Origin of the sequence: Methyloversatilis sp. (genome assembly GCF_051861465.1) — a bacterium.
GTDB lineage: Bacteria > Pseudomonadota > Gammaproteobacteria > Burkholderiales > Rhodocyclaceae > Methyloversatilis.
Map to the genome: position 1 here is coordinate 150,933 of NZ_JBHYCQ010000005.1, position 22,740 is coordinate 173,672.

20 protein-coding genes are annotated in these 22,740 nt (G+C 63.2%); 19 read left to right on the plus strand and 1 reads right to left on the minus strand.

Annotation, left to right across the window (positions count from 1 at the left end; genetic code table 11):
• Window positions 1-79 precede the first annotated feature (79 nt).
• The 4 genes from ACTIFF_RS08880 to greA all read left to right on the plus strand — a co-directional run bounded on the left by ACTIFF_RS08880 (window position 80) and on the right by greA (window position 7,892).
• The gene (locus ACTIFF_RS08880; protein ID WP_439536495.1) at window positions 80-2,665 is read left to right on the plus strand and encodes a response regulator; all 2,586 of its coding nucleotides are present in this window, start codon (window positions 80-82) and stop codon (window positions 2,663-2,665) included.
• Between the two features lie 323 nt (window positions 2,666-2,988).
• Window positions 2,989-4,122: a glutamine-hydrolyzing carbamoyl-phosphate synthase small subunit gene (carA, locus tag ACTIFF_RS08885; RefSeq protein WP_439536496.1), complete on the plus strand. Its 1,134-nt coding sequence runs from the start codon at window positions 2,989-2,991 to the stop codon at window positions 4,120-4,122.
• A 79-nt stretch (window positions 4,123-4,201) separates the two neighbouring features.
• Window positions 4,202-7,417, plus strand: a complete 3,216-nt coding sequence (carB, locus tag ACTIFF_RS08890; RefSeq protein ID WP_439536497.1) for a carbamoyl-phosphate synthase large subunit — start codon at window positions 4,202-4,204, stop codon at window positions 7,415-7,417.
• Window position 7,418: 1 nt separating this feature from the next.
• Window positions 7,419-7,892, plus strand: coding sequence for a transcription elongation factor GreA (greA, locus tag ACTIFF_RS08895; protein ID WP_305611801.1), 474 nt, complete (start codon window positions 7,419-7,421; stop codon window positions 7,890-7,892).
• A 24-nt stretch (window positions 7,893-7,916) separates the two neighbouring features.
• Here greA and ACTIFF_RS08900 read toward each other — a convergent pair whose 3' ends face one another.
• A complete protein-coding gene (locus tag ACTIFF_RS08900; protein ID WP_257080793.1) occupies window positions 7,917-8,372 on the minus strand; it encodes a YhbY family RNA-binding protein in 456 nt (151 codons plus the stop codon).
• Window positions 8,373-8,406: 34 nt separating this feature from the next.
• On the opposite strand from ACTIFF_RS08900, the gene ACTIFF_RS08905 reads away from it, so the two are divergent.
• From ACTIFF_RS08905 to ACTIFF_RS08975, 15 genes are all read left to right on the plus strand, one after another.
• Window positions 8,407-9,039 (plus strand): RlmE family RNA methyltransferase, encoded by a 633-nt coding sequence (locus ACTIFF_RS08905; protein ID WP_439536498.1) that lies wholly within the window; start codon window positions 8,407-8,409, stop codon window positions 9,037-9,039.
• 103 nt (window positions 9,040-9,142) lie between these two features.
• Window positions 9,143-11,029: an ATP-dependent zinc metalloprotease FtsH gene (gene ftsH, locus ACTIFF_RS08910; RefSeq protein WP_439536499.1), complete on the plus strand. Its 1,887-nt coding sequence runs from the start codon at window positions 9,143-9,145 to the stop codon at window positions 11,027-11,029.
• A gap of 135 nt (window positions 11,030-11,164) precedes the next feature.
• Complete coding sequence (gene folP / locus ACTIFF_RS08915) at window positions 11,165-11,950, plus strand: dihydropteroate synthase (RefSeq protein ID WP_439536500.1); 786 nt, start codon at window positions 11,165-11,167, stop codon at window positions 11,948-11,950.
• Window positions 11,951-11,963: 13 nt separating this feature from the next.
• Window positions 11,964-13,319 carry a phosphoglucosamine mutase gene (gene glmM, locus ACTIFF_RS08920; protein WP_439536501.1) on the plus strand — a complete coding sequence of 452 codons (1,356 nt, stop codon included), beginning with the start codon at window positions 11,964-11,966 and terminating at the stop codon, window positions 13,317-13,319.
• A gap of 132 nt (window positions 13,320-13,451) precedes the next feature.
• Window positions 13,452-14,723 (plus strand): O-acetylhomoserine aminocarboxypropyltransferase/cysteine synthase family protein, encoded by a 1,272-nt coding sequence (locus ACTIFF_RS08925; RefSeq protein WP_439536502.1) that lies wholly within the window; start codon window positions 13,452-13,454, stop codon window positions 14,721-14,723.
• A gap of 113 nt (window positions 14,724-14,836) precedes the next feature.
• Window positions 14,837-15,835, plus strand: a complete 999-nt coding sequence (locus ACTIFF_RS08930) for a PstS family phosphate ABC transporter substrate-binding protein (protein ID WP_439536503.1) — start codon at window positions 14,837-14,839, stop codon at window positions 15,833-15,835.
• Between the two features lie 91 nt (window positions 15,836-15,926).
• Window positions 15,927-16,883, plus strand: coding sequence for a phosphate ABC transporter permease subunit PstC (gene pstC / locus ACTIFF_RS08935; RefSeq protein WP_439536504.1), 957 nt, complete (start codon window positions 15,927-15,929; stop codon window positions 16,881-16,883).
• A 3-nt stretch (window positions 16,884-16,886) separates the two neighbouring features.
• Window positions 16,887-17,810 carry a phosphate ABC transporter permease PstA gene (pstA, locus tag ACTIFF_RS08940; RefSeq protein WP_439536505.1) on the plus strand — a complete coding sequence of 308 codons (924 nt, stop codon included), beginning with the start codon at window positions 16,887-16,889 and terminating at the stop codon, window positions 17,808-17,810.
• Window positions 17,811-17,844: 34 nt separating this feature from the next.
• Window positions 17,845-18,630 (plus strand): phosphate ABC transporter ATP-binding protein PstB, encoded by a 786-nt coding sequence (pstB, locus tag ACTIFF_RS08945; protein WP_439536506.1) that lies wholly within the window; start codon window positions 17,845-17,847, stop codon window positions 18,628-18,630.
• A gap of 91 nt (window positions 18,631-18,721) precedes the next feature.
• The gene (gene tpiA / locus ACTIFF_RS08950; RefSeq protein WP_439536507.1) at window positions 18,722-19,477 is read left to right on the plus strand and encodes a triose-phosphate isomerase; all 756 of its coding nucleotides are present in this window, start codon (window positions 18,722-18,724) and stop codon (window positions 19,475-19,477) included.
• 9 nt (window positions 19,478-19,486) lie between these two features.
• The gene (gene secG, locus ACTIFF_RS08955; RefSeq protein ID WP_439536508.1) at window positions 19,487-19,852 is read left to right on the plus strand and encodes a preprotein translocase subunit SecG; all 366 of its coding nucleotides are present in this window, start codon (window positions 19,487-19,489) and stop codon (window positions 19,850-19,852) included.
• A 146-nt stretch (window positions 19,853-19,998) separates the two neighbouring features.
• Window positions 19,999-20,355: an NADH-quinone oxidoreductase subunit A gene (locus ACTIFF_RS08960; protein WP_069039991.1), complete on the plus strand. Its 357-nt coding sequence runs from the start codon at window positions 19,999-20,001 to the stop codon at window positions 20,353-20,355.
• A gap of 50 nt (window positions 20,356-20,405) precedes the next feature.
• Window positions 20,406-20,882 (plus strand): NuoB/complex I 20 kDa subunit family protein, encoded by a 477-nt coding sequence (locus tag ACTIFF_RS08965; RefSeq protein WP_018411439.1) that lies wholly within the window; start codon window positions 20,406-20,408, stop codon window positions 20,880-20,882.
• 5 nt (window positions 20,883-20,887) lie between these two features.
• Complete coding sequence (locus ACTIFF_RS08970; protein WP_439536509.1) at window positions 20,888-21,490, plus strand: NADH-quinone oxidoreductase subunit C; 603 nt, start codon at window positions 20,888-20,890, stop codon at window positions 21,488-21,490.
• On the plus strand, window positions 21,483-22,736 hold the full coding sequence (locus ACTIFF_RS08975; RefSeq protein ID WP_257080805.1) for an NADH-quinone oxidoreductase subunit D: 1,254 nt from the start codon (window positions 21,483-21,485) through the stop codon (window positions 22,734-22,736). The genes ACTIFF_RS08970 and ACTIFF_RS08975 overlap by 8 nt, the downstream gene beginning before the upstream one ends.
• The last annotated feature ends 4 nt before the right edge of the window (window positions 22,737-22,740 follow it).

Below are 22,740 nucleotides of genomic sequence, written 5' to 3' on the forward strand. Positions count from 1 at the left end.
GCGCCGCCTGTGCGCCGGTTCTTCAGCCCGCCGATGTACGGCCGTTAATTCGACAGGTCCCATACGCCCCCGGATTTCCATGCATCCAGCGCTGTCCTCCCTGTTGCTGCAGCACCTCGGCCTGCCATCGATCGATGAAGCCGATCTTGCGCGATGGCTCGCGGGCAGGCCGTCAGCCGCCGCGCTGGCCGAGTCGCTGCAGCGCATCGACCAGTTGCTCGAGGCCGGCGACACGACCGATGCTTCGCGCCACCGCTGGCAATGGGTGCCGTCGAGTTCGCGCTTCGAGGTGTCGGCCGAGTTCAAGGGGGTGCTGGGTTACGGCCCGACCGATCTGCCGGATCTGCTTCCGGTGTGGCGCGACATCGTGCATGTCGACGACGCTGCCGCCTTCGACCAGTGGCTCGAAGACAGACTGGCCAGCATGGCAGACGACGCCTCGATGGACTGCCGGGTCCGCCATGCCGATGGCCGTACGGTCTGGGTCAGGCTGGAAGCCGGTTCAACCGAGCGCGACGAACGCGGCCGCGTCATCCGGGTAGCGGGTCATCTTGGTCAGCTCGATGCACGCCGGCAGGCTGAAATCGAACTGCTGCTGGCCAAGGAAAAGGCGGAAGCGGCCAGCCGGGCCAAGAGCGACTTCCTGGCCAACATGAGCCACGAAATCCGTACCCCGATGAACGGCATCATGGGTATGTCCGAACTGATGCTCGACACCTCGCTCGACAGCGAACAGCTCGAATACGTGCGTGCCATCAAGACGTCGGCCGACGCGCTGCTGGTCATCATCAACGACATTCTCGACTTTTCGAAAATCGAGGCCGGAAAGCTCGCCATCGAACAGGTCGAGCATTCAGTCGAGGAGGTGGTCGGCGACGCGGCACGCGGCCTTGCCATCGCGGCGCAACACAAGGGGCTGGAGTTGTACTGCCGCCTGTCGCCCGATCTGCCGGTGCGCATGCTCGGCGACCCGGGTCGATTGCGGCAGATTCTGGTGAATCTGATCGGCAATGCCGTCAAATTCACCGCGCGCGGTGAAATCGAGATCGGCTGCGAGACAACCGGTACGCCGGTCGGCAACGGTAGCGAGGTCGAACTGCATCTTTGGGTGCGCGACACCGGGATCGGCATCGACGCCGCAAAGCAGGCCGTCGTGTTCGAAGCGTTCGCGCAGGCCGACACTTCGACCACCCGGCGCTTCGGCGGTACCGGGCTCGGGCTCGCCATCTGCAACCGTCTCGTGTCCCTGATGGGCGGCCGTCTTTGGCTGGACAGCGTGCCGGGGCAGGGATCAACGTTTCACTTCACGCTCCGTGGTGCGGTGATCGAACAGGCCACGCTGCCCGCGCATTTCCGCCGCTTTGTCGGTCGCCATGTGCTGCTGATCGAAGATCACCTGCCGTCACGCGGTGTCGTGGCCGCCATGCTGGGCGACATGGGCGCCTCGGCGCTGGCAGTCAGTTCGGTCCAGGCGGCGCGCCAGGCGCTCAAGCAGGCGCACGAAGCAGGGCGCCCGTTCGACATCCTGCTGGTCGATCGCACCTTGCCGGATGCCGATGCCTTCGATTTCATCTCTGCCTTCTGCGAAGGTCCGAACCGGCTCAACCGCGTCGTGATGATGTTCAGCGGCTCCAATCAGGCGGCCGACAACGCGCATGCCCGCTCGCTGGGTGTGCGTGGCCGTCTGCACAAGCCGTTTTCGGCCAACGAACTGGCCGGCGCGCTGGCCGAGGCGCTCGCCACCCAGCCGGACGACGCGGCACCTGAAATGGATGACTTCGCTTTCGCCATCGGAGACCTCGATATCGAGCGCTCGCTGGCGCACGAAGGCATCGGCAATGCGCGCAAGCGGCGCGTGCTGCTGGCGGAAGACAATCCGGTCAACCAGCTGGTGGCCGTGCGGACGCTGGAACGCGCGGGCTATGTCGTGACGGTCGCGTCGAATGGTCAGGAAGCGCTGGATCTGCTCGAGCGCGACCATTTCGAGGTCGTGCTGATGGACGTACAGATGCCGGTCATGGGCGGCATCGAGGCGACGCGCGCGATCCGTGCGCGCGAGCAGCGACGCTCCTGGGTGGTCGATACCGACAACGTTCAGCACATGCCCATCATCGCGATGACCGCCAATGCGATGAAGGGTGACCGCGAGTTGTGCCTCGAAGAAGGCATGGACGACTACATCAGCAAGCCGGTCAAGGCGGACGAACTTCTGGCGACGCTGGAACGCGTGCTGTCGCGCAGCGAGCCCGACGGCACGCCGGTCGGTACGGACGTCAACGGTGTGCCGATCGAAACGGAGCGGGCCGAACTGCCGGTGATCGACATCGCGCACACGCTGGAAACACTTGAAGGTGACCGCGCCATGGCCTTGCGCGTGATCGATGTGTTCCTCGGTGAACTGCCGGGGCTGCGCAGCGGCCTCAATGTCTGCATCCAGCTGAAGGACTGCGCCGGAACTGCGCGCATCTGCCACCGGCTGCGCGGTTCCCTGTCGGTATTCGGTGCCGCGCGGGCCGAAGCCGCCGTTTCGAAACTCGAGGAAGACGCCCGCGTGAGTGATCTGGCGGCACTTGCCGGCCAGCATGAGCGGGTGGATGTCCATCTCGCCCGGCTGTCCGACGCGCTGCTCGACGCGCGCGATGCGGTGATGGCGCCCGTCGCCTGAGGTTCCTCCTCACCTGATTGCTGCGTCACGTTGCCCAAGGGCGACCCGCGGCGCGCGCGTCACGTGGCCGCATTGCACCGCCTGACTTGACGGCCGGACAGGCACCCTCGGTGCGCCTTGCCCGGCGACGCGCCGGCTGCACGCGTGATGCACGAATCAAAGAGAACAGACCCTGGCGCTCGACGCCCGTGAAATTGCGCGGCGCACCAGCGGCAAGGTATAATTCGGAAATCAGCGGGAGCGCCCAAACCGGCGTCTCCCGCTTCGCATATGTGGCGCTTGCTTGCGCCGCCGTCCCCCGAACAGATTTCAGGAGTTTTTACGTGTCCGCCCATGCGCCCGCGCTGCTCGCACTCGCCGATGGATCTGTCTTTCACGGCAAAAGCATCGGAGCGGAAACGTTCACCACGGGCGAGGTGGTGTTCAACACCGCGATGACCGGCTATCAGGAAATCCTGACCGACCCGAGCTACACCCGCCAGATCGTCACGCTGACCTATCCGCACATCGGCAACACCGGCATCAACCACGAAGACGTCGAAGCCGGCCGCGTATTTGCCGCCGGCCTGGTCATCCGTGACCTGCCGTTGCGTTCGTCGAACTTCCGCAGTCACCAGACACTGGACGCCTATCTGCGGGAGCAGGGCATTCCCGGCATCGCCAACATCGACACCCGCAAGCTGACCCGTGTGCTGCGCGAAAAGGGCGCTCAGAGCGGCTGCCTGATGGCCGGCAGGGTCGATGTCGCCGAGGCACTGGCCCAGGCGCGCGCCTTTGCCGGCCTGTCCGGCATGGATCTGGCCAAAGTCGTCAGCGCAACCGAACCCTACGACTGGACCGAGGGCGAATGGCAACTCGGCCAGGGCTTCGTCAAGCCGGCCGCCACGCCGCGGCACGTCGTGGCCTACGACTTCGGCGTCAAGCGCAACATCCTGCGCATGCTCGCCAGCCGGGGCTGCCGCCTGACCGTCGTGCCGGCGCAGACGCCGGCCGAAAAGGTGCTGGCGATGAAGCCGGACGGCGTGTTCCTGTCCAACGGCCCGGGCGATCCGGAGCCCTGCGATTACGCGGTATCCGCGATCCGGACCTTCCTTGATCGCAGGATCCCGACCTTCGGCATCTGCCTCGGCCACCAGCTGATGGGCCTCGCTGCAGGCGCGAAGACCCTGAAGATGAAGTTCGGCCACCACGGTGCCAATCATCCGGTGAAGGACATCGACTCTGGTCGCGTGCTGATCACCAGCCAAAATCACGGTTTCGCGGTCGATCCGGCGACGCTTCCGGCCAATGTGCGCGTGACCCACGTGTCGCTGTTCGACGGCAGCCTGCAGGGCATGGCATGGACCGATCGTCCGGCCTTCTGCTTCCAGGGCCATCCGGAAGCCAGCCCGGGACCGCACGACGTCGCCTACCTTTTCGACCGATTCGTGAAAATGATGGAACAAGGCGCCGCCTGACCGACGAAAGTGCGTGTCGCGGGCCGCACTGCGCAACCGCGCCCTCTTGTACCTTGCAACGTGTACCTTGTAGCTGACCATGCCAAAACGTACTGACATCCAGTCCATCCTGATCATCGGCGCCGGCCCCATCGTCATCGGCCAGGCCTGTGAATTCGACTACTCGGGCGCCCAGGCCTGCAAGGCCCTGCGCGAAGAGGGTTACCGCGTGGTGCTGGTCAACAGCAATCCGGCGACCATCATGACCGACCCGGGCATGGCGGATGTGACCTACATCGAGCCGATCACCTGGCAGATGGTCGAGAAGATCATCGAAAAGGAGCGCCCGGACGCGCTGCTGCCGACCATGGGCGGTCAGACCGCGTTGAATTGCGCCCTTGATCTGGCCCGTCACGGCGTGCTCGACAAGTACAAGGTCGAACTGATCGGGGCCAAGCAGGAGGCGATCGACAAGGCCGAGGACCGCGAGAAGTTCAAGCGCGCGATGACGAAGATCGGTCTGGGTTCAGCCCGCTCGGGCATCGCACACTCGCTGGAAGAAGCCCTGCAGGTGCAGGCCAGCATCGGCTTTCCGGCCATCATCCGCCCGTCCTTCACGATGGGCGGCAGCGGCGGCGGCATCGCCTACAACCACGAAGAATTCGTCGAGATCTGCAAGCGCGGCCTCGAAGCGTCACCGACCAGCGAACTGCTGATCGAAGAGTCGCTGCTCGGCTGGAAGGAATTCGAGATGGAAGTCGTGCGCGACAGCGCCGACAACTGCATCATCGTGTGCTCGATCGAAAACCTCGATCCGATGGGCGTGCACACCGGTGATTCGATCACCGTGGCGCCGGCGCAGACGCTGACCGACCGCGAATACCAGATCATGCGCGACGCCTCGATCGCCGTGCTGCGCGAGATCGGCGTCGATACCGGCGGATCGAACGTGCAGTTTTCGATCAATCCGGAAGATGGCCGGATGATCGTCATCGAAATGAACCCGCGCGTGTCGCGCTCGTCGGCCCTGGCGTCGAAGGCGACCGGTTTTCCGATCGCCAAGATTGCCGCCAAGCTGGCGGTGGGCTTCACGCTGGATGAGCTGCAGAACGACATCACCGGCGGTGCGACCCCGGCGTCCTTCGAGCCGTCGATCGACTATGTGGTCACCAAGATTCCTCGCTTCGCGTTCGAGAAGTTCCCGCAGGCCAATGACCGCCTGACCACGCAGATGAAGTCGGTCGGCGAAGTCATGGCCATGGGTCGCAGCTTCCAGGAGTCGATGCAGAAGGCGCTGCGCGGCCTGGAAGTCGGCGTCTACGGTTTCGACGAAATCGAAACCGACCATGACGAGATGGAACGGGAACTGGCGCTGCCCGGCCCGAACCGCATCTGGTATGTCGGCCAGGCCTTCCGCAACGGCATGAGCCTGGACGCGGTGCATCAGCTGACCAAGATCGACCCGTGGTTCCTCGCCCAGATCGAAGACATCATCCTGACCGAGCGCGCCTTTTTCGGCCGCAGCCTCAAAAGCGTCGATGCGGCGACGATGCGTGACCTCAAGCGCAAGGGTTTTGCCGACCGCCGTCTGGCCCGGTTGTTCCAGTGCGACGAAACCGCGCTGCGCCTGCATCGCCAGACGCTGGGCGTGCGCCCTGTATACAAGCGGGTGGATACCTGCGCGGCGGAGTTCGCGACCGATACCGCATACATGTATTCGACCTATGAAGAGGAATGCGAAGCCAATCCGACGTCGGCGCGCAAGATCATGGTGCTGGGCGGAGGCCCGAACCGCATCGGCCAGGGCATCGAATTCGACTACTGCTGCGTGCACGCGGCGCTCGCACTGCGCGAGGACGGATTCGAAACCATCATGGTCAATTGCAATCCGGAAACCGTATCGACCGACTACGACACCTCCGATCGACTCTACTTCGAGCCGCTGACGCTGGAAGACGTGCTGGAAATCGTCGCGATCGAAAAGCCGGTCGGCGTCATCGTGCAGTTCGGCGGCCAGACGCCGCTCAAGCTGGCGCGTGACCTCGAAGCCAACGGCGTGCCCATCATCGGCACCAGCCCGGACATGATCGATGCCGCGGAAGACCGCGAACGCTTCCAGAAGCTGCTGCATGAACTGGGGCTCAGGCAGCCGCCAAACCGAACGGCGCGCGCTGAGGATCAGGCCGTGCGCCTGGCGGCGGAAATCGGTTACCCGCTGGTGGTCCGTCCGAGTTACGTGCTGGGCGGCCGGGCGATGGAAATCGTGCACCAGCAGTCCGACCTCGAACGCTACATGCGCGAGGCGGTCAAGGTGAGCAACGACTCGCCGGTGCTGCTCGACCGTTTCCTGAACGATGCGACCGAAGTCGACGTCGATGCCTTTTCCGACGGTACCCAGGTCATCATCGGCGGCATCATGGAGCACATCGAACAGGCGGGCGTGCATTCGGGCGACTCCGCCTGTTCGCTGCCGCCGTTCTCGCTCACGCCGGAACTGTGCGACGAACTGCGCCGCCAGACCGAGCTGATGGCACGCGGCCTCAACGTGGTCGGCCTGATGAACGTGCAGTTCGCCATTCAGCGCGACGCGTCGGGCGATACCGTCTATGTGCTGGAAGTGAATCCGCGTGCCTCGCGCACCGTGCCCTTCGTTTCAAAGGCCTGCGGCCTGCCGCTCGCCAAGATCGCCGCGCGCTGCATGGCGGGTCGTTCGCTGGCGGATCAGGGCGTGACGCGTGAAGTCGTGCCGCCTTACTTCTCGGTCAAGGAAGCGGTGTTCCCCTTCGTCAAGTTTCCGGGCGTTGACACCATCCTGGGTCCGGAAATGAAATCGACCGGTGAAGTGATGGGGGTGGGTCGCACCTTCGGCGAAGCCTTTGTGAAAAGTCAGCTGGCGGCGGGCGTCAAGCTGCCGCGCAGCGGCAAGGCCTTCATTTCGGTGCGCCCGGCCGACAAGCCCAAGGCGGTCGATGTGGCGCGCGAACTGCACGAACTCGGCTTCACGCTGGTGGCCACGCGCGGCACGGCAACGGCCATCGCCGCCGCGGGTCTGCCGGTGACGGCGGTGAACAAAGTCAATGAAGGCCGGCCGCACATCGTCGACATGATCAAGAACGATGAGATCACCTTCATCGTGAATACCGTGGATGAAAAACGAAGTGCAATCAACGACTCGCGTTCCATCCGTACCAGTGCGCTGGCCAGCCGGGTGACCCTGTTCACGACGGTTGAAGGGGCGCGTGCCGCATGTGCCGGCATGCGCATTTCCGAACTCGAAACTTACGCGCTGCAGGCCCTGCATGCGCAGATGGACTGACATGAGCGTACCTCTTACCGTGGCCGGTGCCGAAAAGCTGAAGCAGGAGCTGCATCGCCTGAAAACCGTCGATCGTCCGGGCGTGATCGCGGCGATTGCCGAAGCGCGCTCGCATGGCGATCTGTCGGAGAACGCCGAGTACGACGCGGCGAAGGAGCGCCAGGGCTTCGTCGAGGGGCGCATCCAGGAAATCGAAGGCAAACTGGCCAACGCGCTGGTCATCGATCCGAAGACGCTCGACGCGGAAGGTCGTGTGGTGTTTGGCGCAACCGTCGATCTGGAGGATGTCGAGGCCGGCAAGCCGGTCAGCTACCAGATCGTCGGAGACGATGAGGCAGACCTGAAGGCGGGCATGATTTCGGTGAATTCGCCGATCGCCCGTGCGCTGATCGGCAAGTACGCGGGCGACATGGCCGAGGTGCAGGCACCGGGCGGTGTGCGCGAGTACGAAATCGTGGATGTGCGCTACGTCTGAAAAACCGCCGTCGCGGCCCGCTGCTTACCGGCCACGCGCCTTGAACGTACTGGCGGGTTTGGCATTGCGTGCCACACCGCGTCGGCCGGCGACCGGCTTGGCCGGTTTGCTGCGCGTCGGCACCGGTTTGCCGGCCGAGGGCTTGTCGCCCGCATTGGCGCGCGTCTTGCGCACCGGCGCCGCAGGCGGTGCCGCCACGACGTGCAATTCAGGATTCGGGCGGTACAGCACGAGAATGTTCCCGATGCGCTGGATCGGCGCCGCGCCGAGCGCCTCGCAGGCCGCTGTCAGCCAGGCGTCACGTTGTTCGCGCTCGGCATCGAACACCCTGACCTTGATCAGTTCGTGCGAATTCAACGCGAGCTCGATTTCCTTCAGCACGGCGTCCGTCAGCCCGTTCTGGGCAATCATCACGACCGGTTTGAGCGGATGGGCGCTTGCGCGAAGGGCGCGGCGTTCGTCAGGCGAAAGGGTCAACATGTGCTTAATCCGTAAAGGCGCGCAAGTCTAAGTCATGGCAAAGAACAAAACCAGCCGCCAGTGGGTGCACGACCACATCAACGACCCCTACGTCAAGCAGGCGCAGGCGCAGGGCTACCGCTCGCGCGCCGCGTTCAAGTTGCTGCAGATCGACGAACGCGACCGACTGCTCGGCCCCGGCAAGGTGGTGATCGACCTGGGCAGCACGCCCGGCGGCTGGTCGCAGGTGGCCGCCAAGAAGGCGTTGCCGGGCGGTCGTGTCATCGCGCTCGACCTGCTGCCGATGGAGCCTGTGGCCGGTGTTCATTTCATCCAGGGCGACTTTCGCGAAGACGAAACGCTTGCCCAGCTGGTGTCGGCGCTGGACGGTCGGCCGGTCGGGCTTGTATTGTCGGACATGGCCCCCAATCTGACCGGAATCGCGTTGACTGACCAGGCGCGTTCGATTCACCTGCTTGAACTGGCGCTCGAGTTTTCACGCGAATACCTGAAGGGCGGCGGCGACATGCTGGTCAAGGTGTTCCAGGGCACCGGCTTTGACGCGCTGCGGCGCGACATGGAACAGCTTTTCGACACCGTATCCGTGCGAAAACCCGACAGTTCGCGCGACCGCAGTGCAGAGGTGTATCTTCTGTGTCGCGGCAGGCGCGGCGAGCCGTCCGTCTGAAAAGTACTGCCCCGGACCCGGAACATAAGGCGCCTCGTCTGGTCTGTCTGTTGCTGCATTGATCCGGCCGGTTTCCCGGCCATCGAGATACTGAGGAACTGCCTTGAACAACATGTTCAAAAATCTAGCAATCTGGCTCGTGATCGGCATCGTGCTGATGACGGTTTTCAACCAGTTCAACCAGCGCCAGGCGGCACAGGGCACGGTCGAGTACTCCGAGTTCCTTGACGAGGTCAAGGCCGGGCGCATCGCGAAGGTTGAAATCCAGGGCCGGACGCTGAATGCCGCGACCGTCGACGGCAAGCGCATCACCTCCTATGCGCCGCCACAGGACATCTGGCTGGTCAGCGATCTGCTGAAGAGCAACGTCAAGGTGGTCGCGAAGCCCGAAGAAGAGCAGAGCTTCCTGATGAGCATCTTCGTATCGTGGTTCCCGATGCTGCTGCTGATCGGCGTCTGGATCTTCTTCATGCGTCAGATGCAGGGTGGCGGCCGTGGCGGCGCGTTCTCGTTCGGCAAGTCAAAGGCTCGGCTGCTCGATGAATCGACCAATACCATCACGTTCGTCGATGTCGCGGGCTGCGACGAGGCGAAGGAGGAAGTTGTCGAACTGGTCGAATTCCTGCGTGATCCGTCGAAATTCCAGAAACTGGGTGGCCGCATTCCTAAGGGTGTGCTACTGGTCGGTTCGCCCGGCACCGGCAAGACGCTGCTCGCGAAGGCGATCGCCGGCGAAGCGAAGGTGCCGTTCTTCTCGATATCCGGTTCCGACTTCGTCGAAATGTTCGTCGGCGTAGGTGCGGCACGTGTTCGCGACATGTTCGAACAGGCCAAGAAGCAGGCGCCCTGCATCATCTTCATCGACGAAATCGACGCGGTCGGTCGCCAGCGTGGTGCCGGCATGGGCGGCGGCAACGACGAACGCGAACAGACCCTGAACCAGCTTCTGGTCGAGATGGACGGCTTCGAAGGTCAGACCGGCATCATCGTGATCGCTGCGACCAACCGTCCGGACGTGCTCGATCCCGCACTGCTGCGCCCGGGCCGCTTCGACCGTCAGGTCGTGGTACCGCTGCCGGATATCCGCGGTCGCGAACAGATTCTCGCGGTGCATATGCGCAAGGTGCCGCTGGCGCCTGACGTGAAGGCGGAGATCATCGCCCGCGGTACGCCCGGATTCTCCGGTGCCGATCTGGCCAATCTGGTCAATGAGGCGGCCCTGTTCGCTGCGCGCGGCAACAAGCGCGTGGTCGACATGGAAGACTTCGAGCGCGCCAAGGACAAGATCATCATGGGCGCGGAGCGCCGCACCATGGTCATGGACGAGGAAGAAAAGCGGAACACCGCCTATCACGAGTCGGGTCACGCAGTCGTCGGCATGCTGTTGCCCAAGTGCGACCCGGTGCACAAGGTGACGATCATTCCGCGTGGCCGTGCGCTGGGCGTGACCATGTCGCTGCCGGAAAAGGATCGCTACAGCTACGACAAGGAATACTGCCTGCAGCTCATTTCGATGATGCTGTCAGGGCGCATCGCAGAAGAAATCTTCATGCACCAGATGACCAACGGTGCGGCGAACGACTTCCAGCGTGCGACCGATCTGGCCCGCAGGATGGTGACGCAGTGGGGCATGTCGGATCTGATGGGCGCCATGGTGTACGGCGAGGAGGAAGGCGAAGTGTTCCTCGGCCGTTCGATGGCCACCCACCGCAACATGTCGGAAACGACCATGCAGCGGGTTGATGCGGAAATCCGCCGCATCATCGATGACCGCTACGCCGAAGCCCGCCGCTTGCTCGAGGAGAACCGCGACAAGGTCGAGGCGATGACCCAGGCGCTGCTCGATTTCGAAACCATCGATGCCGATCAGATCGACGACGTGATGAACAGCCGGCCGGTTCGCCCGCCCAAGCCGACGTCGCGTCCGCCGAAGCCTTCGGCCGACAGCAATACGCCGGGTGCCGCCCCGAGCGCGGCTGCGCCAGCCTGATCAAGGCAGGATGCTGGAACCCCGACCGGAGGCTGATGCCTCCGGTTTTCTTTTGTGAGCGCCATGAACCCACCTTCCGCCGCCTCAGGCTTTCACTGCGGTGACTACCGCCTTCCGCTCGACCGCCCCTTGATCATGGGCATCATCAACGCCACACCGGATTCCTTCTCGGGCGATGGTGTGGCCTTCGACCTCGAGCGCGCGGTTGCGCAGGCCGAGCAGTTCATCGCCGATGGGGCGGACATGCTCGACATCGGCGGCGAATCGACCCGTCCGGGATCCGATCCCGTATCGCTGGATGAAGAATTACGCCGTGTCGTTCCGGTCATCGAAGCGCTCGCCGGACTGGGCGTGCCTTTGTCGATCGACACCTGGAAACCGGAGGTGATGCGGGCTGCACTGGCTGCGGGCGCGTCTCTCGTCAATGACATCAACGGCCTGCGCGCACCCGGGGCGCTGGAGGTCGTCGCAGCGACCGATGCCGGCGTGTGCATCATGCACATGCAAGGCACACCACAAACCATGCAGGTTTCGCCCAGTTATGCCGATGTATGCCGTGAAGTGACTGATTTCCTTCTGCAAAGCGCCCGGCAGGCGCAGGATGCGGGCGTTGATCGGTCACGGATCATGCTCGATCCGGGTTTCGGGTTCGGCAAGACCTCGGCGCACAATCTGGCGTTGCTCCAGGGACTGACCGAACTTTCCCGATGCGGTTACCCGTTGCTGGTCGGTCTATCGCGCAAGTCGGTGCTCGGGCGGCTGACCGGACGTCCGGTGACCGACCGGACGGCGGCGAGTGTCGCGGCGGCGCTGGCCTCGGTCGCGCGCGGCGCGTGGATGGTACGCGTACACGATGTGGCGGCGACGCGCGATGCGCTGGCCGTCTGGCAGGTCGCAGGGGTTTTCCCCGACCGCCCTTGAGGAGACGAAGAAGATGTCGAGACGTTATTTCGGTACCGATGGGGTGCGTGGCCGTGTCGGCCAGGCGCCGATTACCCCCGATTTCGTGATGCGGCTGGGTTATGCCGCCGGACGCGTGCTGGTGGCGACCGAACATCTGCCGGCCGGCGAACACCCGGCGGTGCTCATCGGCAAGGACACGCGGGTGTCGGGCTACATGCTCGAAGCCGCGCTGGAAGCCGGTTTTGCGGCTGCGGGCGTCGATACCGTGCTGGCCAAGGTGGTGCCGACGCCGGCCGTTGCCTATCTGACGCGCGCGTTGCGCCTGCAGGCGGGCGTCGTGATCAGCGCGTCGCACAACCCGTTCGAAGATAACGGGATCAAGTTCTTCTCCGCACGCGGCACCAAGTTGCCGGATGAGGTGGAACTGCAGATCGAGTCACTGCTCGACGAGCCGATGGGCTGCATGGAGTCGTCGCGACTGGGCAAGGCGCGCCGCATCGAGGATGCGCCGGGTCGCTACATCGAATTCTGCAAGAGCACCTTCCCGACCGAACTCGATCTTCGCGGACTGAAGATTGCGCTCGACTGCGCGCATGGCGCTGCCTATTCGATCGCCCCCAAGGTCTTCCACGAACTGGGTGCCGAGGTCGTGTGCGTCGGCTGCAGCCCGAACGGCATGAACATCAATGACGGTGTGGGTGCCACGGTGCCGTCATCGCTGTCGGAGGCGGTACGCACCCATGGTGCGGACATCGGCATCGCACTCGACGGCGACGCCGACCGCCTGATGATGTGCGATGGATCCGGTCGCATTTACGATGGCGATGAGCTGTTGTACGTGATCGCCGGCCAGCGGCTGCGGGAAGGCCGGCTGAACGGCGTCGTCGGTACCCTGATGACCAATCTGGCGCTCGAACACGCATTGAACGAGATGGGCGTGGGCCTGGCGCGCGCCAAGGTCGGCGATCGCTACGTTCTGGAAACCCTGCACAGGCAGGGCTGGCGCCTGGGTGGCGAGAATTCGGGTCACATCATAGACCTCGATCGGCATACGACAGGTGACGGCATCGTCGCGGCACTGCAGGTGCTCGCGGCGCTGCGCTCGCAGGACATGGGTCTTGATCAGGCCTGCTCCGGGTTGAAGCTCTATCCGCAGAAGCTCGTCAATGTGAAGCTGCGCCCGGGATTCGACTGGTCCAAGGCGCCCATCATCGATCAGACGCGCATCGAGGTCGAAGGTGAGCTGGCCCAGCGTGGCCGGGTGCTGCTGCGTCCGTCGGGCACCGAGCCCTTGTTGCGCGTCATGGTCGAAGGGCAGGATGCGGCGGAAGTCGGTCGGCTCGCGACGCGACTGGCCGAAGTCGTGAAGTCCGCGATGGCTGCCTGACCGCACGGCAGTCTTCGTCCGGCCATGCCGCCTCCGCGCTCGCGGGGCGGCATTTTCTTTTGCTGCACCGCTTTTGTGCAAGCGGCCTGTCGCGTGTAGATTTCCGCCCTTCAAGTCAGGGAGGACACGACCATGCGTTTCGACACGCTCGCCATCCACGCAGGGTATTCGCCGGATCCGACCACCAAGGCGGTGGCGGTGCCGATCTATCAGACCACCAGCTACGCCTTCGACGACACCCAGCACGGGGCCGACCTGTTCGACCTCAAGGTCAAGGGCAATATCTACACCCGCATCATGAACCCGACCAGCGACGTGCTGGAACAGCGCGTCGCCGCGCTCGAAGGCGGCATCGGGGCGCTGGCGCTGGCGTCCGGCCAAGCGGCGATCACCTACGCGATCATGACCATCGCCGAGGCGGGCGACAACATCGTCGCCACGTCGGCGCTGTACGGCGGTACCTACAATCTGTTCGCGCACACGCTGCCGCAGTACGGCATCGAGGTGCGCTTCGTCGATGCAGCCGATCCGGCCTCGGCGGCAGCGAAGATCGACGCGCGCACGAAGGCGGTGTTCTGCGAATCGATCGGCAATCCGCTCGGCAACGTGGTCGACTTCGCGGCCTTCGCCGACGTGGCGCACCGCGCCGGCGTGCCGCTGATCGTCGACAACACCGTGCCTTCGCCCTGGCTGACACGGCCGATCGAGCACGGCGCCGACATCGTCGTGCATTCACTGACCAAGTACATGGGCGGCCACGGCACCAGCATCGGCGGCATCATCGTCGACGGCGGCCGTTTCCCGTGGACCGAGCACAAGGCGCGCTTTCGCCGGCTGAACGAGCCGGAAGTGAGCTATCACGGCGTGATCTACACCGAGGCGCTGGGGCCGGCGGCCTACATCGGCCGGGCACGCACGGTGCCGCTGCGCAACATGGGCGCAGCGATCTCGCCATTCAACAGTTTTCTGATCCTGCAGGGACTCGAAACACTGGGGCTGCGCATGGACCGCCACTGCGAGAACGCGACTGCGGTCGCCCGATATCTCCAGTCGCATCCCAAGGTCGAGTGGGTCAATTACGCGGGGCTGCCTGAGCATTCGAGCCACGGCCTGATACAACGCTACTTCGGCGGCAAGGCGTCCGGGCTGCTCACCTTCGGCGTCAAGGGCGGTCGAGAGGCCGGGGCGCGCTTCCAGGACGCGCTCAAGTTGGTCACCCGGCTGGTCAATATCGGCGACGCCAAGTCGCTGGCCTGCCATCCGGCCTCGACCACCCACCGCCAGCTGTCGCCGGACGAACTGAAGCGGGCAGGCGTGTCGGAAGACATGGTGCGGCTGTCGATCGGCATCGAGCACATCGACGATATCGTGGATGATCTGGAACAGGCGCTGCAGGCCGTTTGACGACGCCCGGATGGGTGGTTCGATCAATTGTTACACCTTCACATGGCTGTAACAAAGTCTTCATAGACTGCGCAGGTCGCATCGAAATCGATGACACCTCACGGAGACTACTGATGAACGTACGCAAGATCGCCACCCTGACCGCCGCCCTTGGCGCCCTGTTTGCATCCGGCTCGGCTCTCGCTCAGGCGCTGATCAAGATCGACGGTTCCAGCACCGTATTTCCGGTGACCGAAGCGGTTGCCGAAGAATTCATGAAGCTGAAGAAGGGCAAGGTGCAGGTGACCGTGGGGATTTCCGGCACCGGCGGCGGCTTCAAGAAGTTCTGCCGCGGCGAGACCGCGATCCAGGACGCTTCGCGTCCCATCCTCGAGAAGGAAATGGCGGACTGCAAGGCAGCCGGCATCAAGTACATCGAACTGCCGGTTGCCTTCGACGCGCTGACCGTCGTGATGAACCCGAAGAACACCTTCCTGAAGCAGGCGACGGTCGAAGAGCTGAAGAAGATGTGGGAGCCGTCCGCCCAGGGCAAGATCACCAAGTGGAACCAGGTCAACCCGGCGTGGCCGGATGCGCCGATGAAGCTGTTCGGCGCGGGTGCCGACTCGGGCACCTTCGACTACTTCACCGAAGCCATCGTCGGCAAGTCGAAATCCAGCCGCGGCGACTTCACCGCCTCGGAAGACGACAACGTGCTGGTGCAGGGCGTGTCGCGCGACGTGAATGCGATCGGCTACTTTGGCTACGCCTACTACGCGGAAAACCAGGACAAGCTGAAGGCGGTCCCCATCGTCAATCCGAAGACCGGCAAGCCGGTTCTGCCGTCGCTCGAAGCGGTGATCGCCGGTGATTACCAGCCGTTGTCGCGCCCGATCTTCATCTACGTGAATGCGGCCGAAATCAGCCGTCCGGAGATCAAGGAGTTCGTCGAGTTTTACCTCAACGAAAGCGAAGAGCTGGTGAAGGAAGTGAAGTATGTGCCGCTGACCAAGGCCGACTACAAACACGCGCTCGACAACTTCACCAAGAAGCGCACGGGCACCGCTTTCGGCGGAGTGGCCGAAGTGGGCGTAACGGTGTCGGAACTGCTCAAGCGCGATCCGAAGGAATAAAGCAGGCGCAGAGATGCCCCGGGCGCAAGTCCGGGGCTTTTTGCTGTCCAGTCGCCGCAACTGCCCGCGGCCGATAGAATGAGCGCCCCAAATGTCCGCCAACGCCCCGCCCATGTCAGCACCTTTGTCGAGTGCGCCCGATACGGTCAGCGACCGCCTGCGCAAGCGCGCATCCCGTCACATCAAGGAAAGGCTGATCGAATTCGTCCTGTTCGCGGCCGCGTCGGTGTCAGTGATCACGACGATCGCCATCGTCTATGTGCTCGTCAGCGAATCGCTGATGCTGTTCGAACACGTCTCGCTGTGGGACTTCCTGACCGACACGCAATGGACCCCGCTGTTCGACGATGCCCACTACGGCATCATGGTGCTGCTGTCGGGCACGCTCACCAGCTCTTTTGTCGCCCTGGCGGTGGCTTTGCCGCTGGGTACCATCATCGCGATCTACCTGTCTGAATTCGCGTCATTCCGGACGCGCGAAATCGCCAAGCCTTTCCTCGAACTGCTCGGCGGCGTTCCGACCATCGTCTATGGCTACTTCGCACTGACCGTGGTGACGCCGATACTGCAGATATTCTTCCCGGAACTTCCCGGCTTCAGTCTGCTGTCGGCTGGTCTGGTCATGGGCATCATGATCATTCCCTACGTCAGTTCGCTGTCGGAAGACGCGATGCGCGCGGTACCGATGAGCCTGCGCGAAGGTTCGTATGCCATGGGCGCCACGCGTCTGCAGACTGCGCTGCGCACCGTGGTGCCGGCGGCGACGTCCGGCATCGCTTCGGCCTACATCCTCGGCATTTCGCGCGCGGTTGGCGAAACGATGATTCTTGCCGTCGCGGCCGGCATGCAGCCGAATCTCACTCTGAATCCGACCGAACCGGGCGCGACCATCACGTCCTACATCGTGCAGGTGGCGCTGGGTGACCTGCCGCACGGCTCGATCGGCTACCAGACGATCTTTGCCGCTGGCCTGATGCTGATGCTGCTGACCCTGTGTTTCAACCTGCTTGGCTACTACCTGCGCAAGCGCTTCCGTGAGGTGTACTGAGCGATGAATCAACAGGATATCCAGGCCATCCGGGCCATCATCACGCGCCACAAGCGCTGGGACATGCTGTTCGGGCTGCTGGGCTTGCTCGCACTGATGGTCGGCGTGCTCACTTTCACCGCGCTGTTTGCGGACATGGCGATGAAAGGGTGGGAACGCCTCGACTACGATTTCATGACGAACTTCCCGTCGCGCCGTGCGGGCAGCGCCGGCATCCTGTCGGCGTGGGTCGGCACCATCCTGGTCATGCTCGTGACCGCGATGTCTGCCGTGCCGCTGGGCGTCGCCGCCGGCATCTATCTGGAAGAGTACGCGCCGAAGAACTGGGTGACCGACATCATCGAAATCAACGTGACCAACCTCGCCGGCGTGCCGTCCATCGTGTATGGCCTGCTGGCGCTCGGCTTGTTCGTGTACAAGTTCGGTTTCGGTCAGAGCGTGCTTTCGGCCGGCCTGACATTGGGCTTGCTGATTCTGCCTGTCGTCATTGTGGCAACCCGCGAATCGATCCGTGCCATTCCGCAGATGGTGCGTGAAGGCTCGTATGCCTGCGGTGCGACGACCTGGCAAACGGTGAAGGATCACATCCTGCCGTATTCGAGCGCCGGCATACTGACCGGCATCATCATCGGCATGGCCCGAGCGATCGGTGAAACGGCGCCCATCATCACGATCGGCGCGCTGACCTTCATCGCGTTCCTGCCGCCTGCGCCGATTGGTGACGTCGCGCCCTTCATCAATTTCGACTGGCTGTTCGCACCCTTCACGGTGATGCCGATCCAGATGTTCAACTGGACATCCCGTCCCGAGGCCGCCTTCCAGGTCAACGCTGCCGCCGCCGGCTTCGTGCTCGTGCTGATGACGCTGGCGATGAACGGTACTGCAATCTGGCTGCGCTACCGTCTGCGCCGCAACATCAAGTGGTAAGTGGCTCTGCCCCCTGCATTCTGAGAGATCCGACATGAACACCGTGACCGACGCGAACATTGCCACCAAGGCCGAGGTGCAGAACCTCGATTTCCACTATGGCGCCTTTCATGCCCTCAAGGGCATCAACATGCCGGTGCATGAAAAGAAGGTGACGGCGCTGATCGGCCCGTCGGGTTGCGGCAAGTCGACGCTGCTGCGCTGCTTCAACCGCATGCACGACCTGTATCCCGGCAACCGCTACGACGGCAAGATCCTGCTGCACCCGGACAACACCAATCTGCTGGACAAGGAAGTCGATCCGATCGAGGTGCGCATGCGCATCAGCATGGTGTTCCAGAAGCCGAATCCGTTTCCCAAGTCCATCTACGAGAATGTTGCCTACGGCCTGCGTGTGCGCGGCGAAAAGCGCCGTTCGGTGATCGACGAGCGCGTCGAGGAAGCGCTGCGCGGCGCGGCACTGTGGGAAGAGGTCAAGAACCGCCTGAACGAGCTGGGCGCCAATCTGTCCGGCGGGCAGCAGCAGCGGCTCTGCATCGCGCGCGCACTGGCGACCGATCCGGAAATCATCCTGTTCGATGAGCCCACATCGGCGCTGGATCCGATCGCCACCGCGAGCATCGAGGAACTGGTGACCGAACTGAAGGACAAGGTGACCATCCTCATCGTGACCCACAACATGCAGCAGGCGGCGCGCGTCAGCGACTACACCGCCTACATGTTCATGGGCGAACTGATGGAATTCGGCCTGACCGACCAGATATTCATCAAGCCGCAGCGCAAGGAAACCGAAGACTACATCACCGGTCGATTCGGCTGACCTGCAGCCGTCCGACGTGCGAACCCCGGATTTTTGCGCGGCCATGCGCTAGAATCCGGGGTTTTGCTTTTGGCAGGTGACTGTGGCGGCGATGCGAACACTGGTCGTAGGCAACTGGAAGATGCATGGCTCGAAGGCGGTCAACACCGAGCTGCTCGAGGCCTTGCGCGATGCGCCGGCCCCGGGATTCCCGGTGGCGGTCTGCGTGCCGTTTCCCTATCTGCATCAGGCCGCTGAGCTGCTTTCGGGGTCTTCTGTCGGCTGGGGTGCCCAGAACCTGAGCGAGCACGTGAAATCCGGTGCCTACACAGGCGAAGTGTCGGGCGCGATGCTGGCGGATTTCGACTGTCGATACGTGCTTGTGGGCCATTCCGAACGGCGCGCACTGTACGGTGAGAGCGATGCGCTGGTCGCAGTCAAGACAGAAGCCGCGCTGGCATCCGGTCTGGCTCCGATCCTGTGTGTCGGCGAAACGCTGGACGAGCGCGAACGTGGCGTGACCGAATCCGTGGTCGAGCGGCAGCTGACGGCGGTCCATCAGCGGATCGGAAGCGAGGCCCTGGCGCGCTGCGTGATTGCCTATGAACCCGTATGGGCCATCGGTACCGGCGTGACGGCCACGCCGGCGCAGGCGCAGGCGGTGCACGCCTTCATTCGTGCGCACCTTGGTGCGCTGTGCGATGCAGCGGTAGCGGCGCGCACATCGATTCTTTATGGCGGCAGTGTCAAGCCGCAAAACGCAGCCGAACTTTTCAGCCAGCCTGACATTGACGGCGGTCTTATTGGCGGCGCGGCGCTGGTGGCGGGGGATTTCCTCGCCATCGTTGCAGCTGCTGCTGCATCCTGAGGTGATTTGATGGGCATCGTTTTTTCAGTAGTACTTTCGATCCACGTTCTGGTCGGAATTGCCGTGATCGTTCTTGTGCTGTTGCAGCATGGCAAGGGCGCAGACATGGGGGCCGCGTTCGGCGGTGGCGCATCGGGCAGCCTGTTCGGCTCGTCCGGTTCGGCCAACTTCCTCAGTCGTGCCACCGGCGCGCTGGCGGCCGTCTTCTTCTGCACCAGTCTCGCACTGAGCTACATCGCGACCAATCAGCCGCGCTCCGGCGCCAGTTCGGTCATCGACGCGGCCAAGAGTGTTACGGTGCCTGCCGTGCCGGCTGCGCCTCAGGCCCCGGAAGCGCAGAATCCCGATTCGAAGGCTGGCGATATCCCCAAGTAGGTTTCGGCTGATGTGAAACGCGCTATACTCCGCGCGTTTCACGCTGCAGTGCAACGTGATGCAGGGTCCATCCGGCCCTGTGTCGATGCCGGCCCCGGACTACTCACCGTGTCGCCGGAACAGTTTTTACGCATGAACAACCCGTCATGTTGATCGAATATTTCCCGGTCCTGCTGTTCATCCTGATCGGTGTCGCCTTCGGTTTCGTGCCGATGCTCGCCGGCAAGCTCGTCGGACCCAGTCGTCCCGACCCCGAAAAGCTATCCCCCTACGAATGTGGCTTCGAGGCGTTCGAAGATACGCGGATGAAGTTTGACGTCCGCTATTACCTCGTGGCCATCCTGTTCATCCTGTTCGACCTTGAAATCGCCTTCCTCTTCCCGTGGGCCATCGTGCTCGAAGAGATCGGCATGTTTGGTTTCGTGGCGATGATGATCTTCCTCGGCATCCTCGTTGTGGGGTTTGTCTACGAATGGAAGAAGGGCGCACTAGACTGGGAATGAACATGCTGGCTGTTCCCCCGGTACTTGCAGTTTTTTCGACGGATTGAGCGATGAGCATTGAAGGTGTACTGCAGGAAGGCTTCGTCACGACGCAGCTGGACAAGCTGATCAACTGGACGCGCACGGGTTCGCTGTGGCCGATGACCTTCGGTCTGGCCTGTTGTGCCGTCGAGATGATGCAGGCCGGTGCGTCGCGTTATGACCTTGATCGCTTCGGCATCGTGTTTCGTCCCAGTCCGCGCCAGTCCGATCTGATGATCGTTGCCGGCACGCTGTGCAACAAGATGGCGCCGGCGTTGCGCCGTGTGTACGACCAGATGCCCGAGCCGCGCTGGGTACTGTCGATGGGGTCATGCGCCAACGGCGGCGGTTACTACCATTACTCCTATTCCGTGGTGCGCGGCTGTGATCGCATCGTGCCGGTGGATGTCTATGTGCCGGGCTGTCCTCCGACAGCCGAGGCGTTGATTTACGGTCTGGTGCAACTGCAGAACAAGATTCGTCGCACCAGCACGATCGCGCGTTGAACATCATGAGCTCTCGGCTTGAATCCCTGCGCGAGACATTGCTCGCGCAGTTTGGCGAACGCCTCCGGACAACGACGTCCGCGCTCGGTGAACTGACACTCGAAGTCGGTTCCGTCGACTATCACGACATGGCGCTCGCGTTGCGCGACCACGCGGACGTGCCGTTCGAACAACTGATCGACCTGTGCGGCATCGACTACTCGACGCATGCGACACGCTCTTCGGGTGCGCGCTACGCGGTGGTGTGCCACCTGATGTCGGTTGCGTCCAACCTGCGTCTTCGTCTGCGCGTGCTGATCCAGGACGACGATTTCCCGGTCATCGCGTCGGTGAACGACGTCTGGCCCGCCGCCAACTGGTTCGAGCGTGAGGCGTTCGACCTGTTCGGCATCATGTTCACCGGCCACGGCGACCTGCGCCGCCTGCTGACCGACTACGGATTCGTCGGCCATCCGTTCCGCAAGGATTTCCCGATTTCCGGTCACGTCGAAATGCGCTACGACCCGGACCAGAAGCGCGTCATCTATCAGCCGGTCAGCATCGCACCGCGCGAAGTCACGCCGCGCGTCGTGCGCGAAGAGCATTACGGGGACGTCGGTCATGGCTGAAATCCGCAACTACACGATGAACTTCGGGCCACAGCATCCGGCGGCCCACGGTGTGCTGCGTCTGGTGCTTGAGCTCGATGGCGAAGTCGTCCAGCGCGCCGATCCGCACATCGGCTTGTTGCATCGCGGTACCGAAAAGCTGGCCGAGACACGCACCTGGATCCAGAGCGTGCCGTACATGGACCGGCTCGACTACGTGTCGATGATGTGCAACGAGCACGCCTACTGCATGGCGATCGAGAAGCTGCTGCAGCTCGAGGTGCCGGAACGTGCGCAGTACATCCGCGTCATGTTCGACGAAATCACGCGCATCCTGAACCACCTGCTTTGGCTGGGCGCGCATGCGCTCGACGTCGGTGCGATGACGGTTTTCCTGTATGCGTTCCGCGAGCGCGAAGACCTGATGGACGCCTACGAGGCCGTGTCCGGCGCGCGTCTGCATGCGGCGTACTACCGTCCGGGCGGCGTCTATCGCGATCTGCCCGATTCGATGCCGCAATACGAGCTGAACAAGTTCAAGAATGCCGACGCGATCAAGCGGCTGAACGAGAACCGCAGCGGTTCGATGCTCGATTTCCTGCAGGATTTCACCGATCGCTTCCCGCGCTACGTCGATGAGTACGAAACGCTGCTGACCGACAACCGAATCTGGAAGCAGCGCCTGGTCGACATTGGCATCGTGACGCCTGAACGCGCCAAGGCGCTCGGCTTCACCGGCCCGATGCTGCGCGGATCGGGCATTGCCTGGGATCTGCGCAAGAAGCAGCCGTATGAAGTGTATGACCGCATGGATTTCGATATCCCGATCGGCACCAATGGCGACAGCTACGACCGCTATCTGGTGCGCATCGAGGAAATGCGCCAGTCCAATCGCATCATCCGTCAGTGCATCGACTGGCTGCGCGTCAATCCCGGCCCGGTCATCACTGACAATCACAAGGTGGCGCCGCCGTCGCGCGAAGCGATGAAGGGCAATATGGAAGAGCTGATCCACCACTTCAAGTTGTTCACCGAAGGCATCCATGTGCCGGAAGGCGAGTGCTACGCGGCGGTGGAGCACCCGAAGGGCGAGTTCGGCATCTATGCGGTGTCCGACGGTGCGAACAAGCCCTACCGGCTGAAGATTCGCGCCCCCGGCTTCGCGCATCTCGCAGCGATGGATGAAATGTCGCGCGGCCACATGATTTCCGACGTGGTCGCCATCATCGGCACGATGGATATCGTGTTCGGCGAGATTGACCGGTAAGAGA

Bases quoted from the DNA above. Each gene is read 5' to 3' on its own strand.
- ACTIFF_RS08880 (WP_439536495.1), top strand. From the start codon at position 80: ATGCATCCAGCGCTGTCCTCCCTGTTGCTGCAGCACCTCGGCCTGCCA.
- carB (WP_439536497.1), top strand. From the start codon at position 4,202: ATGCCAAAACGTACTGACATCCAGTCCATCCTGATCATCGGCGCCGGC.
- greA (WP_305611801.1), top strand. From the start codon at position 7,419: ATGAGCGTACCTCTTACCGTGGCCGGTGCCGAAAAGCTGAAGCAGGAG.
- ACTIFF_RS08900 (WP_257080793.1), bottom strand. From the start codon at position 8,372: ATGTTGACCCTTTCGCCTGACGAACGCCGCGCCCTTCGCGCAAGCGCC.
- ACTIFF_RS08905 (WP_439536498.1), top strand. From the start codon at position 8,407: ATGGCAAAGAACAAAACCAGCCGCCAGTGGGTGCACGACCACATCAAC.
- folP (WP_439536500.1), top strand. From the start codon at position 11,165: ATGGGCATCATCAACGCCACACCGGATTCCTTCTCGGGCGATGGTGTG.
- glmM (WP_439536501.1), top strand. From the start codon at position 11,964: ATGTCGAGACGTTATTTCGGTACCGATGGGGTGCGTGGCCGTGTCGGC.
- ACTIFF_RS08925 (WP_439536502.1), top strand. From the start codon at position 13,452: ATGCGTTTCGACACGCTCGCCATCCACGCAGGGTATTCGCCGGATCCG.
- ACTIFF_RS08930 (WP_439536503.1), top strand. From the start codon at position 14,837: ATGAACGTACGCAAGATCGCCACCCTGACCGCCGCCCTTGGCGCCCTG.
- pstC (WP_439536504.1), top strand. From the start codon at position 15,927: ATGTCCGCCAACGCCCCGCCCATGTCAGCACCTTTGTCGAGTGCGCCC.
- pstA (WP_439536505.1), top strand. From the start codon at position 16,887: ATGAATCAACAGGATATCCAGGCCATCCGGGCCATCATCACGCGCCAC.
- pstB (WP_439536506.1), top strand. From the start codon at position 17,845: ATGAACACCGTGACCGACGCGAACATTGCCACCAAGGCCGAGGTGCAG.
- tpiA (WP_439536507.1), top strand. From the start codon at position 18,722: ATGCGAACACTGGTCGTAGGCAACTGGAAGATGCATGGCTCGAAGGCG.
- secG (WP_439536508.1), top strand. From the start codon at position 19,487: ATGGGCATCGTTTTTTCAGTAGTACTTTCGATCCACGTTCTGGTCGGA.
- ACTIFF_RS08960 (WP_069039991.1), top strand. From the start codon at position 19,999: ATGTTGATCGAATATTTCCCGGTCCTGCTGTTCATCCTGATCGGTGTC.
- ACTIFF_RS08965 (WP_018411439.1), top strand. From the start codon at position 20,406: ATGAGCATTGAAGGTGTACTGCAGGAAGGCTTCGTCACGACGCAGCTG.
- ACTIFF_RS08970 (WP_439536509.1), top strand. From the start codon at position 20,888: ATGAGCTCTCGGCTTGAATCCCTGCGCGAGACATTGCTCGCGCAGTTT.
- ACTIFF_RS08975 (WP_257080805.1), top strand. From the start codon at position 21,483: ATGGCTGAAATCCGCAACTACACGATGAACTTCGGGCCACAGCATCCG.